This window comes from Pseudomonas sp. EA_5y_Pfl2_R50, assembly GCF_963970475.1.
In the GTDB taxonomy this organism is placed as follows: Bacteria; Pseudomonadota; Gammaproteobacteria; order Pseudomonadales; family Pseudomonadaceae; genus Aquipseudomonas.
Genome location: NZ_CAXAPT010000005.1, coordinates 124,977 through 139,321, shown reverse-complemented (window position 1 = coordinate 139,321; position 14,345 = coordinate 124,977). Strand labels below are relative to the sequence as shown.

Sequence of the window (14,345 nt, the reverse complement as noted above, 5' to 3'; positions counted from 1 at the left end):
GGGCAACTGAAAAAACCGGCCGGCGCATTATCGCATCGGTCGGCGATTTAGCTATGCTGGAGCTCCTTTTCATCTCTTCAGCGTCCAACGGGGACATGGCGGTACAGCGCAGATCGTGCCATCTTCATTCATGGATACACACTATTCGGATGCCATTGCCCAGCTTCGTGATGGCATCGTTTTAAGGATCATTGCATGACCCAACGACACGTAATCAACGCCTCGGTCAGTCCGAAAGGCAGCCTGGAAACCCTCTCTCAACGTGAAGTTCAGCAACTGAGCGAAGCCGGCTCAGGCAGCACCTACACCCTCTTCCGCCAGTGCGCCCTGGCCATTCTCAACACCGGCGCCCATGTCGATAACGCCAAAACCATCCTCGAAGCCTACAAGGACTTCGAAATCCGCATTCATCAACAGGATCGCGGCGTTCGCCTGGAGCTGTTGAACGCTCCGGCCGACGCCTTCGTCGACGGCGAGATGATCGCCAGCACCCGCGAGATGCTCTTCAGCGCCCTGCGCGACATCGTCTACACCGAAAACGAACTCGACAGCCAGCGCATCGACCTGAGCACCTCGCAAGGCATCAGCGACTACGTCTTCCACCTGCTGCGAAATGCCCGCACCCTGCGTCCGGGCGTCGAACCGAAGATCGTCGTCTGCTGGGGCGGTCACTCGATCAACACCGAAGAATACAAATACACCAAGAAAGTCGGTCACGAACTGGGCCTGCGCAGCCTCGACATCTGCACCGGTTGCGGCCCCGGCGTGATGAAGGGCCCGATGAAAGGCGCAACCATCGCCCACGCCAAGCAAAGAATTCACGGCGGTCGCTACCTCGGCTTGACGGAACCCGGGATCATCGCCGCCGAAGCGCCGAACCCGATCGTCAACGAACTGGTGATCCTGCCGGACATCGAGAAACGCCTTGAAGCCTTTGTGCGCGTGGGCCACGGCATCATCATCTTCCCGGGCGGTGCCGGTACGGCGGAAGAGTTCCTCTACCTGCTCGGCATCCTGATGCACCCGGACAACGCCGGCCTGCCGTTCCCGGTGATCCTCACCGGGCCGAAACATGCGGCGCCGTATCTGGAGCAGCTCGACGCCTTCGTGATCGCGACCCTTGGCGAAGACGCCAAGCAGCATTACGAAATCATCATCGACGACCCGGCGGAAGTCGCGCGGCAGATGACTCAGGGACTGAAAGCGGTGAAGCAGTTCCGCCGCGAACGCAACGACGCATTCCATTTCAACTGGCTGTTGAAGATCGACGAAGGCTTCCAGCGACCGTTCGATCCGACCCACGAAAACATGGCCAACCTGAAACTGCACCGCGACCAGCCACCCCATGAACTGGCAGCGAACCTGCGCCGAGCGTTCTCGGGCATCGTCGCCGGCAACGTCAAGGACAAGGGCATACGCCTGATCGAAGAGCACGGGCCGTACCAGATCCGTGGCGACGCGGCGATCATGCAACCGCTCGACGCCCTGCTCAAAGCCTTCGTCGCCCAGCACCGGATGAAACTGCCCGGCGGCGCGGCGTATGTGCCGTGCTATCGAGTGGTGGCGTAAGCATTACCAGCCCACACCCAAAACCCGTGAGCGCTGGCTTGCCAGCGCCAGCGACCTGCCGGTCAACAGCGATGTTGAATCAGATGGCCTCTTCGCAAACAAGCCCGCTCCCACACCTGGACTGCATTTCAGAATGTGGGCGCGGGCTTGCTCGCGAAAAAGTCAGGGCAAACAACCTCAGTCCAAGAGCCGTAACGCCAACGCCTTCGCCTGCAACGCCACATCCGTCACCGCCGTACTCTCCCACCACATCCCGCGCAATGGCGGCCCCATAACGAACAAGCGCTCGGCCGCACACCCCTGCGCATCCAGCACGGCGCCATCCACCGCCGCTGCAATCCCCAACGCCAAAGGCCCCGGTTTGATCAAGCCACGCGCCAGCAATTGCTGCGGCAACGGACGCGCCACCCGCCGCCAGTCATATTCAATGCCGCTGGAATTGATCAACGCCGCACCGTGAACCACGCAGCTTGCCATCTCACCCCGATGACGGATGCGAATCCCTACGCTCCCCTCGGCAGCCGGTTCAAGGCCTTTGAACGAGGCGGCCTGAATACGCAACCGTCCTTCTTTATGCAGGCGCTCGACCAACGCTGCACTCAACGGGGGCGAACGGTGGTGGTGGCTCTCCCACCAAGGCCGCACATGCCGGACGAATTGTCGACGCTGCACGTCAGTCGCCTGGCTCCATAAGCGCGCGATATGCACGCGAACAGTGTCCAGCGGCGCCTGCCAGTCGATGCCCTGTGCGATGGCGTCGCGGCATTGTCGACGTAACTCGTGCAGCAACTGTCGCGGCGTGCGGATACGCTGATCCTCACCGAGGAAATCCGCCCAGGCCGGCGGCTGCCGGCGCACGTGGGGCAGCAGACCGTGCCGTGAAAACACCTCGATGGGCCCGCGATGCCCCGCCTGCTCCAGCGACACCACGGCATCTACCATGGTCAGCCCGGAACCGATGATCAGCACCGTCGACTGCGGATCGAGTCGACGCATGGCCGCGACATCCCAAGGATCGAGCGCGGCGGCGTTGAGGCCGCTGGAGGATTTCTGCGGGGTTCGCGCGGCAGGGAACATTCCGGTGGCGAGCACCGCGCGAGCACCGCGCAACCGTTGGCCGTCGTTCAACGTGAGCGACGCACCGTCGCCATCAACCTGCAAATCGACGACCTCGGCAACCACATGTTCAACGCTTGAACCGTGTTGCGCGCCAATGCTCCGCGCTTCGGCCAGCCGCTGCTGCACATACGTGCCGAACAGCCCTCGCGGCGGGAACAACTCACTGACGGGAACATCCTGCTCGGCCGATTCCGGCCAGCCGCCGGCGGCAATATGCTCGGTCAGCCATTGCGTCAAATCACCAGGATTATCCGGATCAACGCTCATCCGCGCGGCATTGCCGTTGAGCGTATGGCCCAACTCCACCGCACTGTAGGCCTCGCCACGGCCCAACTCAGGGCGCGGCTCGATGATGAGGATTTTTCGCTGACCGGGATGACGCAACAGTTGCAGCGCGAGCATCGTCCCGCTGAGGCCGCCGCCAATAATCAGAATATCTGCCGTGCGCATCATTCAAATCACCACATTACGCACGAACCGCGCGGCAACATCGCCATCGTTGCGATAGGAATGCGGCTGATCACTGGCAAACATGAAAAACTCCCCGGTGCCGATGCGCTGCGGCTGATCGCCAAGCATCAGCGTCAGGCAACCCTCAAAGACAAAAATCTGCTCGCTCCAGCCCTCGGCGTCCGCTTGCGAGGGATAGACCTCGCCCGGTTGCAGGCACCATTCCCATTGTTCCACCTCGCGGGTTGCGGTGGCCTTCGACAGCAATACGGCTTTGCTGCCAGGAATCGTTCCCGCCCAAGCCACTTCGTTGATACGGCTGGGATCACGGGCATCCGGCGCCTGGATCAAATCACTGAAGGCCACATCCAGCGCTTCGGCCACGCGATCCAGAGTGGTCAGGCTGACGTTCTTCTCGCCCGCCTCGATGGCCACCAGCATGCGCCGGCTGACGCCGGACTTTTCCGCGAGGGCGGTCTGGCTCATGTCGCAGGCATGACGCAAACGTCGAACATTCTGGCTGACGTGTTGCAGGACGGACGCCCGTTGGCTGGAATCTTTGTGCACTATATTGCTCACTCGATGAGGTTGGGCAGTATACTGCGCAACGTTGGACGCATTGTGCGTCCTCTTTTTTATAGTGCGCAAGGTCATGACGTCGCTGAACAACTCCCCCACGCCTCTCCGCGTCTCCCGTTTCAGCAAAGCCGAGTGCGTGCTGGTATTGATCACCATGATCTGGGGCGGCACCTTCCTGCTGGTGCAACACGCGATGACCGTCAGCGGCCCGATGTTTTTCGTCGGCCTGCGGTTTGCCGCGGCGGCGTGCATCGTTGCGTTGTGCTCGTGGCGCCATCTGCGCGAACTGACCCTGTTCGAACTCAAGGCCGGTAGCTTCATCGGGGTGGCGATCATGCTCGGTTACGGCTTGCAGACAGTCGGCCTGCAAACTATTCCAAGCAGTCAATCGGCCTTCATTACCGCGCTCTATGTACCGTTTGTACCTTTGCTGCAATGGCTGGTGCTTGGGCGACGTCCGGGGCTGATGCCGAGTATCGGCATCATGTTGGCGTTCACCGGATTGATGTTGTTGTCGGGGCCTTCCGGGGCGGCGCTGAATTTCAGTCCCGGCGAGATCGCGACGCTGATCAGCGCCATCGCCATTGCCGCCGAAATCATTTTGATCAGCACCTATGCCGGCCAGGTTGATGTGCGTCGAGTGACGGTCGTGCAACTGGCCATGACATCGGTGCTGTCGTTCCTGCTGGTGGTGCCGACCGGAGAAATGCTTCCGGATTTTTCCTGGACGCTACTGGTGACGGCGCTGGGGCTGGGCGCGGCGAGTGCGGCGATTCAAGTGGCGATGAACTGGGCGCAGAAGAGTGTTTCGCCGACCCGGGCCACACTGATCTACGCCGGTGAGCCGGTGTGGGCCGGGATCGTCGGGCGGATTGCCGGCGAGCGGTTGCCGGCGATTGCGCTGGCAGGCGCAGGGTTGATTGTCGCGGCGGTGATTGTCAGTGAGTTGAAAACCAAGGGTAAGGTGGCAGAAGCCGACGCTGAGCTGGAGCAGGAAACGCAGGGTTAAACCACAACATCACCAGCGTCTGCCCCATGCTTCGCGTGCCAGCCCTCTCCCACCTGTTGTCGGGTACACCGAACCATCGTGGCAGCGGGCTGGCGCGCGAAGGAGTCATCACCAACACCCTCACTCCTTCTGAAACAAGGCTAAACACAATCCTTCAGACTACTTTGTAGGATTCTGAGACATCCTGGCGTTTGGTGATCGAGGAACTGGCACGTATGATGCTTCACAAACTTCCGCAGATTAGAAGCCTATGTCCCTGATAGTTCTACTGCTTCTGCCATTCATTGGCAGCTGTCTGGCAGCGGTGCTGCCACACAATGCGCGTAATGCCGAATCCCTGTTGGCAGGCCTGGTCGCCCTGATCGGTACGGTCCAGGTTGCGATGCTGTACCCGCAAATCGCCCACGGCGGCGTGATCCGCGAAGAATTCATGTGGCTGCCCAGCCTCGGCCTGAACTTCATCCTGCGCATGGACGGCTTCGCCTGGCTGTTCTCGATGCTGGTTCTGGGCATCGGCACCCTCGTCTCTTTATATGCCCGTTATTACATGTCGCCGGATGACCCGGTGCCACGCTTCTTCGCGTTTTTCCTCGCGTTCATGGGCGCGATGCTCGGTTTGGTGATCTCCGGCAACCTGATCCAGATGGTGTTTTTCTGGGAGCTGACCAGTCTCTTCTCGTTCCTGCTCATTGGTTACTGGCACCACCGTGCCGACGCCCGTCGTGGCGCCTACATGGCGCTCATGGTGACGGGGGCCGGCGGACTATGCCTGCTGGCGGGGGTCATGATTCTCGGCCATGTCGTCGGCAGCTATGACCTCGACAAGGTCCTGGCCGCCGGCGATCTGATTCGCGCACATGCCCTTTACCCCGTTCTCCTTCCGCTGATTCTCATCGGCGCACTCAGCAAAAGTGCGCAGTTTCCCTTCCACTTCTGGCTGCCCCACGCAATGGCGGCGCCGACACCGGTCTCCGCATACCTGCACTCGGCAACCATGGTCAAGGCCGGGGTATTCCTCCTCGCGCGCCTGTGGCCGTCGCTGTCCGGCAGCGAAGAATGGTTCTACATCGTCAGCGGTGCCGGTGCGTGTACGCTGCTGCTCGGTGCGTATTGCGCGATGTTCCAGAACGATCTGAAAGGACTGCTCGCGTACTCGACGATCAGCCACCTGGGGTTGATCACCCTGCTGCTGGGCCTCAACAGTCCTCTGGCTGCAGTCGCCGCGGTGTTTCACATCCTTAACCACGCGACGTTCAAAGCATCGCTGTTCATGGCCGCCGGCATCATCGACCACGAAAGCGGCACCCGCGACATCCGCAAGCTCAGTGGCCTGATCAAGCTGATTCCGTTCACCGCGACACTGGCGATGGTTGCCAGCGCATCGATGGCCGGGGTGCCGCTGCTGAACGGCTTCCTGTCGAAAGAAATGTTTTTCGCCGAAACCGTGTTCATCAACGCTACCGCCTGGGTCGAAGCCGCGCTGCCGATTGTCGCGACCATCGCCGGTACGCTCAGCGTCGCCTACTCCCTGCGTTTCACCGTTGATGTGTTCTTCGGCCCTCCGGCAACAGACCTGCCGCATACCCCGCACGAACCGCCGCGCTGGATGCGCGCCCCGGTTGAACTGCTGGTGTTCGCCTGCCTCGTCGTCGGCATCTTCCCGGCACAAGTGGTTGGCCCGTTGCTCGCGGCGGCCGCACTGCCGGTGGTGGGCGGCACCCTGCCGGAATACAGCCTGGCGATCTGGCACGGCCTGAACGCACCGATGATCATGAGCCTGATCGCCATGTCCGGCGGTATCGTCGTTTATCTGCTGCTGCGCAATCAGCTCAAGCGCGGGCGTTTCAAATACCCGCCACTGGTGGGCCGCTTCAACGGCAAGCGCCTGTTCGAGCGCAGCCTTGTGGTGGTGATGCGCATGGCCCGCCGCCTGGAACGCCGCCTCGGCACCAAGCGCCTGCAAATGCAATTGTTCCTGATGGTGTTGGCGGCGGTGCTCGCCGGCCTGATCCCGATGCTGCACAGCCATCTGAGCTGGGGCGACCGGCCGAAGATTCCCGGTTCCATCGTTTTCGTGACCCTGTGGCTTTTGGCGATTGCCTGCGCCCTCGGCGCGGCATGGCAGGCGAAGTATCACCGGCTCGCGGCCCTGACCATGGTCAGCGTCTGCGGGTTGATGACCTGCGTGACCTTCGTCTGGTTTTCGGCACCGGATCTGGCCCTGACGCAACTGGCGGTCGAAGTGGTGACCACGGTGTTGATCCTGCTTGGCTTGCGCTGGCTGCCACGACGCATCGAAGAAGTTTCGCCACTGCCGAGCAGCCTGCGCAAGGCGCGGATTCGCCGTCTGCGCGACCTGCTTCTGTCGATTGCCGTCGGTGGCGGTATGGCATTGCTGTCCTACGCGATGCTGACGCGGCAGACGCCGAATGACATTTCCTCGTTTTACCTCAGCCGCGCCCTGCCCGAGGGCGGTGGCAGCAACGTGGTCAACGTCATGCTGGTGGACTTCCGTGGCTTTGACACCCTCGGCGAAATCACCGTGCTGGTCGCGGTGGCGCTGACCGTGTTCGCCCTGCTGCGCCGCTTCCGCCCGCCGAAAGAAAGCCTGCAACTGCCGGCCCAGCAACGCCTGCTCGCACCGGACGTGGTCACCGATCTGGTCAACCCGCGCTCGGCCAGCGACACCGCGCTCGGTTTCATGATGGTGCCGGCGGTGCTGGTGCGCCTGCTGCTGCCGATTGCGCTGGTGGTGTCGTTTTACCTGTTCATGCGCGGTCACAACCAGCCCGGCGGCGGTTTTGTCGCCGGTCTGGTGATGTCGGTGGCGTTCATTCTGCAATACATGGTCGCCGGCACGCAGTGGGTCGAAGCGCAGATGAGCCTGCGCCCCTTGCGCTGGATGGGCACCGGTCTGCTGTTCGCCACCGCTACCGGGCTCGGCGCGATGCTGGTCGGCTATCCGTTCCTGACCACGCACACCTGGCACTTTACCCTGCCGGTGCTGGGTGACATCCATATCGCCAGCGCCCTGTTCTTCGACATTGGTGTTTACGGTGTGGTGGTCGGATCGACCCTGCTGATCCTCACCGCCCTCGCCCACCAATCGGTGCGGGGTCACAAGACCGCATCGCTGCCCAAGTCCGTCGCCAGCAAAGGAGCCGTCTGATGGAAGAAGTCATCGCAATCGCCATCGGCGCCCTCGCCGCGTCCGGGGTCTGGTTGATCCTGCGGCCACGGACGTTCCAGGTGGTCATGGGCCTGTGCCTGCTGTCCTATGGCGTGAACCTGTTCATCTTCAGCATGGGCAGCCTGTTCATCGGCAAGGAGCCGGTGATCAAGGACGGCGTCACCCAGGATTTGCTGCACTACACCGATCCGTTGCCACAGGCCTTGGTCCTCACCGCCATCGTCATCAGCTTCGCCATGACGGCGTTGTTCCTTGTCGTCCTGCTCGCCTCGCGCGGGCTGACCGGCACCGACCACGTCGACGGCCGGGAGCCCAAGGAATGATGGCAATGACTCACCTGATCGCCGCACCGATTCTGCTGCCGCTGCTGACCGCCGCCATCATGCTGATGCTCGGCGAGCGGCACCGGCCGCTGAAGGCAAAGATCAACCTGTTCTCCAGCCTCCTCGGCCTGTTCATTTCGGTCATGCTGCTGCAATGGACGCAAACCACAGGTATCCCCGGTTCCATTGGCGTCTACCTGCCGGGCAACTGGCAGGCGCCGTTCGGCATCGTGCTGGTGGTCGATCGCCTGTCGGCATTGATGCTGGTGCTGACCGGTATCATCGGCGTCAGCGCCCTGCTCTTTGCGATGGCCCGTTGGGACGGTGCGGGGTCGAGCTTCCACGCCTTGTTCCAGATTCAGTTGATGGGCCTGTACGGGGCGTTCCTGACGGCGGACCTGTTCAACCTGTTCGTGTTCTTTGAAGTGTTGCTGGCCGCGTCATACGGCTTGTTGCTGCACGGTTCCGGACGGGCACGGGTGTCGTCGGGGTTGCATTACATCTCGATCAACCTCCTCGCCTCATCGCTGTTCTTGATCGGCGCGGCGCTGATCTATGGCGTCACCGGTACGCTGAACATGGCCGATCTCGCACTGAAGATTCCGCTGGTGCCGGAAGCCGACCGGGGCTTGCTCCATGCCGGTGCAGGGATTCTCGCCGTCGCATTCCTCGCCAAGGCCGGTATGTGGCCGCTGAACTTCTGGCTGGTGCCGGCCTACTCTTCGGCCAGCGCGCCGGTCGCAGCGATGTTTGCGATCATGACCAAGGTCGGCGTCTATACCCTGCTGCGCCTATGGACCTTGTGGTTCTCCGGGCAAGCAGGAGCTTCGGCCTTCTTCGGTGGTGACTGGCTGATCTACGGCGGCATGGCGACTATCGCCTGCGCAGCGCTGGCAATCATTGCGGCGCAACGGCTGGAGCGCATGGCCAGCCTGAGCATTCTGGTGTCAGCCGGCATCCTGTTGTCGGCCATCGGTTTCGCCCAGCCCAACCTGATCGGCGCCGCGCTGTTCTACGTGGTCAGCTCGACCCTGGCGCTGAGCGCGCTGTTCCTGCTGGCGGAGTTGATCGAACGTTCGCGCTCGGCCAACGAAATCCCGCTGGAAGACGAAAGCGAAATGCTGCCGCGCCCGCAGGAATCCCTGCAACCGCCCAAAGGCATCAACCTCGACGACGAACAGAAAGCCGTGGTCGGTCAGGTGATCCCGTGGACGATGGCGTTTCTCGGCCTGAGCTTCATCGCCTGCGCGCTGCTGATCATCGGCATGCCACCGCTGTCGGGGTTTATCGGCAAGCTCAATCTGATCGGCGCCTTGCTCAACCCGATGGGCCTGGGCACCAGCGCGCCGATTTCGAATGCTGCGTGGGCGCTGCTGGCGCTGCTGATCCTGTCCGGGCTGGCGGCGCTGATGACGTTCTCGCGTCTCGGCATTCAGCGTTTCTGGACGCCGGAGGAACGCCCGTCGCCGTTGCTGCGCAAACTTGAGTGCGTACCGATCTTCCTGCTGCTGGGGCTGAGCATCGCCCTGACCTTCAAGGCGGAACCGCTGCTGCGCTACACCCAGGCCACGGCTGACGCGCTGAAAAACCCGCAGCAGTACGTGACGGCGGTGATCGGCACCCGCGCGGTGCCGAGCCCGGAAGCCAAAGCCGCGATGCTGGAGGTGCAGCCATGAATCGCATGTTTCCTGCACCCTGGCTGTCGCTGGCGCTGTGGGCATTGTGGCTCGCGCTGAACCTGTCGCTCAGCCCGGGCAACCTGCTGCTCGGCGCTGCATTGGGTTTTGCTGCACCGTTGATGATGCGTAAATTGCGGCCAAAACGCGCTCGCATTCGCCGACCGGGGACGATCCTGCGCTTGCTCCTGCTCGTTGGGCGAGACGTGGTGGTGTCCAATCTGGTGGTGGCGTGGGGCGTCCTCAACACCCGTCGCCGCCCGTTGCAGTCGCGCTTCGTCAAAGTGCCACTGGAACTGCGCGACGCACACGGTCTGGCGACACTGGCCATGATCTGCACGGTGGTGCCCGGCACGGTGTGGTCGGAACTGGCGCTGGACCGCAGCGTCCTGCTGCTGCACGTCTGGCATCTGGATGACGAAGCGCAGTTCATCGAGCACTTCAAGTCCACCTACGAGCGGCCGCTGATGGAGATTTTCGAATGAGCCCGTTACTGTCGAACGCAATCCTGCTGACGCTGTTCCTGTTCTCGTTGGCGATGGTGCTGACGCTGGTACGCCTGTTCCGGGGTCCATCGGCGCAGGATCGGGTACTGGCGCTGGATTATCTGTACATCGTCGCCATGCTGATGATGCTGACCCTGGGCATCCGTTATTCCAGTGATACCTACTTCGAAGCGGCGCTGCTGATCGCACTGTTCGGCTTTGTCGGCTCGTTTGCCCTGGCGAAATTCCTGCTGCGTGGCGAGGTGATCGAATGAATGCCGAATTGTCTTTGTGGGTCGAGATTCCGGTGGCGATCCTGCTGCTGCTCAGCGGCGTGTTTGCGCTGATCGGTGCCATCGGGTTGTTGCGGATGCAGGATTTTTTCCAGCGCATGCACCCACCGGCCCTGGCTTCAACGCTGGGCGCGTGGTGTGTGGCGCTCGCGTCGATCATTTGCTTCTCGGCATTGAAATCGGCGCCCGTACTGCATGCCTGGCTGATCCCCATTCTGCTGGCGATCACGGTGCCAGTGACCACATTGCTGCTGGCGCGAGCGGCGCTGTTCCGCAAACGCATGGCCGGAGATGATGTGCCGGCCGAGGTCAGCAGCCGTCGCACCGAAAGCGGTGGTTAGTCCAGAGTTGTCGGTGGCTGGACTGGCCCTTTCGCGAGCAGGCTCTCTCCCACAAGAGAACGTATTGCAACTGGGGGAGCGGGCCGCTCGCGAAAGCGACCTCAAGATGGCCTCTGAACCTGAAACCTCAAACCCACGCCACCGCCAACAACCCCGCGCCCAACAGCGCACACAACGGCGAATACACCCACGTATCCAGCCGGGCAAACCGCGAATCCTTCACTTCCTTGAAAAACCCGACCAGATTCGAATCACCAATCGCCCGGGCGAACATCAACAATGCAATCGCGCTGATCACCCATTGCAACGCCTTGTGCGTCACCGCCGGCATCCCCCAGCCAACCCGCATGCACACCAACGCCGCAATCGCCAACAGCGCGCCAGCCACAATCAACGTCAGCCATCCCGACGGCTTGAACGCCGGTTGCACCGTTGCGACAAAACCGCGCACCGGCACCTGCGGCACCACTGCTGCCGCCGCCCACTGTCCACCGAGCGCCCAATACACATGCATCAGGCTGATCAACGCAAATACCGTCACCAGCCATTGAGCCAACACAAAGGTCATGGTTGAAATCCTTGAAAGGGATTTGAACAGATCATCCTAGTCGGCATTTTTTGAAGTGCACGACCGATCAGCGGTACGGTAAAGTGCCGCCCCATGAAATTCTCCCGCTCCGATCGCTCACTACTGGCCTGGATGCTCTATTGCTGCGTCCTGTTCAACGTGTTCGCGTGCAGCATCGGTCACGGACAAATGGTCGGCATGCAGCTCAACGGTATCGGCGGCCAGTTCTGTACCGTCGACCCGGCCACCCAGGCGCCGCTTGCCTCCAACCCCACGGAAGAACAACTGCCGACGCTGTCCAAGGCATTCGGCTGCCCACTGTGCTCCGTCGGTGGCGGCATGGGGCCGGCATTCAACTCCAGTCTGACCCTGGCGATCCTGCCGGAACAACACAGTCCGCCGCAGGCGCCCATCGTCAGCGCCGACCTCCCTGCCCGCTTCACCTGGCCTTCGGCCAATCCTCGCGCTCCGCCGCTCGCCTGAGTGTTCTTGCCCTATTGATTTGTCAGCCCACTGCGCCAACGCGTGGCGTGCGCTTGTGCGCTGACGCCTAGACAAGCATTCAGGATTCAATGATGAAACAACTTACTTTGCTGGCGAGCCTGTGTGGCTGCCTGTCCATTAACGCCTGGGCGCAGTCCACCGTGGATCTGGCGCCGATCACGATTGATGGCGAAACCGGCGCCGAGCCTGGTCTGAGCCTGGACCAATCCAGCGGCATGGCTTCGCGCCTCGGTTTGAGCGTGCGCGACACCCCGGCCTCGGTGGCCATCGCCAATCGCAATGACATCGAACGCCATGGCGCGCAAAACTTCCAGGACGCCGCCAACACCTTGCCCGGAGTCAACGCCAGCGCGCCACCGGGCTTCGGCGGCTTCGTCTCCTATCGCGGTTTCACCAGCAGCCAGATCACTCAGATGTTCAACGGCATCAACGTCTCCGGTGGCCTCGCACGCCCGGTAGACGCATGGATCTATGATCGGGTCGAACTGGTCGGCGGCCCATCGTCGCTGATCAATGGTGCAGGCTCGGTAGGCGGTTCGCTCAACTACGTCACCAAACTGGCCAGCCGCGATGAAAAAGCCGTTGAAGGCCGAGTCAGCTATGGCACCTACGACACGACCGCAACCGCCTTCGGCCTCAACCACGCGCTGACTGATCCAAGCGCCGATGTGCAGCACTACGCGCGCCTCGACGTCAGCCACAACACCAGCAACGGCTACATCGACCGCCAGGAACGCGATGCCTGGAGCGTGGCGCTTTCAGTGCTCAGCGACCTCACACCCGACCTGTCGCACACCCTCGCCGTGGAATATCAGGACGAACACGAAAACAGTCCCTACTGGGGCACGCCAGTGCTCAACCCGAAAGCCGGCGAGTTGAAAATCGACAAACACAACCGCTTCAACAACTACAACGTCGAGGACGGTCGCTACGAACAGCGGACGCTCTGGGTGCGCTCGATCATCGACTACCAGATCAACGACAGCACCACCCTGCGCAACACGCTGTATCACCTCGACAGCCAGCGCGACTATCGCAACCTCGAAACCTATCAGTACAACGTCGACAACAGTGCGGTAAACCGCTCCACCGCGTACCAGGTCCGACATCAGGGCGAGCAGAACGGCAACCAGTTCGAGCTGCGTCACGACAACACGCTTTTTGGCCTCGACACCACTTGGTCGGGCGGTTTCGAGTACAAGGTCAACCAGACCACCAACTCCCCGCTCAACGTCAAAGGCGCGAGCACGGTAAACCCGAATAACTACCGACCCGGGCATTTCTATGACATTCCCGGCACCCACCCTAAGCTGATCAGCGACAAAACCAACGAGGTCACCACCAAGGCGCTGTTCGCGGAAAACCGTCTGGCACTCACCGACACGTTATCGCTGCTCACCGGCGTGCGTTACGACGACATCGACCTCGTCGTGACCAACCACCGCACCGTCACCGCGACCAACCCCAAGCACCTCAAACGCAGTTGGGAGCCGGTCACCGGACGCATCGGCCTGACCTGGCAATTCATTCCCTCCGCCAATGTCTACACGCAGTACAGCACCGCCGCCGAGCAACCGAACGGCACGCAGGACTTCGACGTCTCGACGGGCAAACAATGGGAGATTGGCAGCAAGTTTGACTACCTGAACGGGCGAGGCTCGGCGACGGTGGCGGCCTACACCATCGAGCGCAAGGACTTCGCCGTGACTGACCCACTGGACCCGACCAGCAGCATTCCGGTCGGTCAGCAGACGTCGAAAGGCATCGAGGTTGCCAGCTCGCTGCAGATCACCGACCAGCTATTGGCCGAGGGCAACTTCGCCTGGGTCGATGCGCAGTACGACGACTTCACCGAGAAAAACGCGGCGGGTGCGGTGGTGTCGCGCAAAGGCAATACGCCGACCAATGTGCCGGATCGGGTCGGCAATCTGTGGCTGACCTACGATTTTTCGCCGCAATGGAAAGGTGGGGTCGACGCACGGTATGTGGCATCAGTGTATGCCGACACGGCCAACACCATGACCGTGCCGTCGTACACGCTGTTCGGCAGCTTTCTCAGCTACAAGGTTGACGCCCACACCACCGTCACCGGGCGGTTACGCAACCTGACCAACGAGGTGTATGCCGAGTTTGCCCATGTGTCGCCGGCGTATTACCTGGGAACGCCGCGCACTTTTGAGTTGGCGGTGCAGACGAGATTCTAAAAGCTTCGCGAGCAAGCCCGCTCCCACACAGGTTT

The 14,345-nt window shown here is 61.8% G+C and carries 13 protein-coding genes; 10 read left to right on the top strand and 3 right to left on the bottom strand.

The features are described 5' to 3' along the window. The first annotated feature begins 195 nt into the window (after positions 1-195). The gene (gene ppnN, locus AACY19_RS10490) at positions 196-1,569 is read left to right on the top strand and encodes a nucleotide 5'-monophosphate nucleosidase PpnN (protein ID WP_339450177.1); all 1,374 of its coding nucleotides are present in this window, start codon (positions 196-198) and stop codon (positions 1,567-1,569) included. 177 nt (positions 1,570-1,746) lie between these two features. Here ppnN and AACY19_RS10485 read toward each other — a convergent pair whose 3' ends face one another. Both AACY19_RS10485 and AACY19_RS10480 read right to left on the bottom strand, forming a co-directional pair. After that, positions 1,747-3,141, bottom strand: a complete 1,395-nt coding sequence (locus tag AACY19_RS10485; protein WP_339450176.1) for an FAD/NAD(P)-binding protein — start codon at positions 3,139-3,141, stop codon at positions 1,747-1,749. Continuing rightward, positions 3,142-3,705, bottom strand: coding sequence for a helix-turn-helix domain-containing protein (locus AACY19_RS10480; RefSeq protein WP_339450175.1), 564 nt, complete (start codon positions 3,703-3,705; stop codon positions 3,142-3,144). Positions 3,706-3,790: 85 nt separating this feature from the next. Between AACY19_RS10480 and AACY19_RS10475 the strand changes: the two genes are divergently transcribed. The 7 genes from AACY19_RS10475 (at position 3,791) to AACY19_RS10445 (ending at position 11,034) form a co-directional block, all read left to right on the top strand. Continuing rightward, complete coding sequence (locus AACY19_RS10475) at positions 3,791-4,726, top strand: DMT family transporter (protein ID WP_339450174.1); 936 nt, start codon at positions 3,791-3,793, stop codon at positions 4,724-4,726. Between the two features lie 250 nt (positions 4,727-4,976). Further along, entirely contained in the window at positions 4,977-7,895 is a 2,919-nt protein-coding gene (locus AACY19_RS10470) for a monovalent cation/H+ antiporter subunit A (RefSeq protein WP_339450173.1), read from the top strand. Next, positions 7,895-8,239 (top strand): Na+/H+ antiporter subunit C, encoded by a 345-nt coding sequence (locus tag AACY19_RS10465; RefSeq protein WP_339450172.1) that lies wholly within the window; start codon positions 7,895-7,897, stop codon positions 8,237-8,239. Before AACY19_RS10470 ends, AACY19_RS10465 begins: the two co-directional genes overlap by 1 nt. Next, positions 8,236-9,915 carry a monovalent cation/H+ antiporter subunit D gene (locus AACY19_RS10460; RefSeq protein WP_339450171.1) on the top strand — a complete coding sequence of 560 codons (1,680 nt, stop codon included), beginning with the start codon at positions 8,236-8,238 and terminating at the stop codon, positions 9,913-9,915. The genes AACY19_RS10465 and AACY19_RS10460 overlap by 4 nt, the downstream gene beginning before the upstream one ends. Beyond that, the gene (locus AACY19_RS10455) at positions 9,912-10,400 is read left to right on the top strand and encodes a Na+/H+ antiporter subunit E (RefSeq protein WP_339450170.1); all 489 of its coding nucleotides are present in this window, start codon (positions 9,912-9,914) and stop codon (positions 10,398-10,400) included. Before AACY19_RS10460 ends, AACY19_RS10455 begins: the two co-directional genes overlap by 4 nt. Then, positions 10,397-10,675 carry a K+/H+ antiporter subunit F gene (locus AACY19_RS10450; RefSeq protein ID WP_085586382.1) on the top strand — a complete coding sequence of 93 codons (279 nt, stop codon included), beginning with the start codon at positions 10,397-10,399 and terminating at the stop codon, positions 10,673-10,675. Before AACY19_RS10455 ends, AACY19_RS10450 begins: the two co-directional genes overlap by 4 nt. Beyond that, positions 10,672-11,034, top strand: coding sequence for a Na+/H+ antiporter subunit G (locus AACY19_RS10445; protein ID WP_339450169.1), 363 nt, complete (start codon positions 10,672-10,674; stop codon positions 11,032-11,034). Before AACY19_RS10450 ends, AACY19_RS10445 begins: the two co-directional genes overlap by 4 nt. A gap of 127 nt (positions 11,035-11,161) precedes the next feature. On the opposite strand, the gene AACY19_RS10440 is transcribed toward AACY19_RS10445, so the two are convergent. Beyond that, positions 11,162-11,602: a DUF3995 domain-containing protein gene (locus AACY19_RS10440; protein ID WP_339450168.1), complete on the bottom strand. Its 441-nt coding sequence runs from the start codon at positions 11,600-11,602 to the stop codon at positions 11,162-11,164. Positions 11,603-11,695: 93 nt separating this feature from the next. Between AACY19_RS10440 and AACY19_RS10435 the strand changes: the two genes are divergently transcribed. Both AACY19_RS10435 and AACY19_RS10430 read left to right on the top strand, forming a co-directional pair. Then, positions 11,696-12,085, top strand: a complete 390-nt coding sequence (locus AACY19_RS10435; RefSeq protein ID WP_339450167.1) for a DUF2946 domain-containing protein — start codon at positions 11,696-11,698, stop codon at positions 12,083-12,085. Between the two features lie 92 nt (positions 12,086-12,177). Continuing rightward, the gene (locus tag AACY19_RS10430) at positions 12,178-14,310 is read left to right on the top strand and encodes a TonB-dependent receptor (protein ID WP_339450166.1); all 2,133 of its coding nucleotides are present in this window, start codon (positions 12,178-12,180) and stop codon (positions 14,308-14,310) included. Positions 14,311-14,345 lie beyond the last annotated feature (35 nt).

What these genes read in the sequence shown, in the direction of transcription:
- AACY19_RS10475 (WP_339450174.1), top strand. Translation starts at nt 3,791, where the DNA reads ATGACGTCGCTGAACAACTCCCCCACGCCTCTCCGCGTCTCCCGTTTC.
- AACY19_RS10445 (WP_339450169.1), top strand. Translation starts at nt 10,672, where the DNA reads ATGAATGCCGAATTGTCTTTGTGGGTCGAGATTCCGGTGGCGATCCTG.
- AACY19_RS10465 (WP_339450172.1), top strand. Translation starts at nt 7,895, where the DNA reads ATGGAAGAAGTCATCGCAATCGCCATCGGCGCCCTCGCCGCGTCCGGG.
- AACY19_RS10485 (WP_339450176.1), bottom strand. Translation starts at nt 3,141, where the DNA reads ATGATGCGCACGGCAGATATTCTGATTATTGGCGGCGGCCTCAGCGGG.
- ppnN (WP_339450177.1), top strand. Translation starts at nt 196, where the DNA reads ATGACCCAACGACACGTAATCAACGCCTCGGTCAGTCCGAAAGGCAGC.
- AACY19_RS10455 (WP_339450170.1), top strand. Translation starts at nt 9,912, where the DNA reads ATGAATCGCATGTTTCCTGCACCCTGGCTGTCGCTGGCGCTGTGGGCA.
- AACY19_RS10470 (WP_339450173.1), top strand. Translation starts at nt 4,977, where the DNA reads ATGTCCCTGATAGTTCTACTGCTTCTGCCATTCATTGGCAGCTGTCTG.
- AACY19_RS10440 (WP_339450168.1), bottom strand. Translation starts at nt 11,602, where the DNA reads ATGACCTTTGTGTTGGCTCAATGGCTGGTGACGGTATTTGCGTTGATC.
- AACY19_RS10430 (WP_339450166.1), top strand. Translation starts at nt 12,178, where the DNA reads ATGAAACAACTTACTTTGCTGGCGAGCCTGTGTGGCTGCCTGTCCATT.
- AACY19_RS10450 (WP_085586382.1), top strand. Translation starts at nt 10,397, where the DNA reads ATGAGCCCGTTACTGTCGAACGCAATCCTGCTGACGCTGTTCCTGTTC.
- AACY19_RS10460 (WP_339450171.1), top strand. Translation starts at nt 8,236, where the DNA reads ATGATGGCAATGACTCACCTGATCGCCGCACCGATTCTGCTGCCGCTG.
- AACY19_RS10435 (WP_339450167.1), top strand. Translation starts at nt 11,696, where the DNA reads ATGAAATTCTCCCGCTCCGATCGCTCACTACTGGCCTGGATGCTCTAT.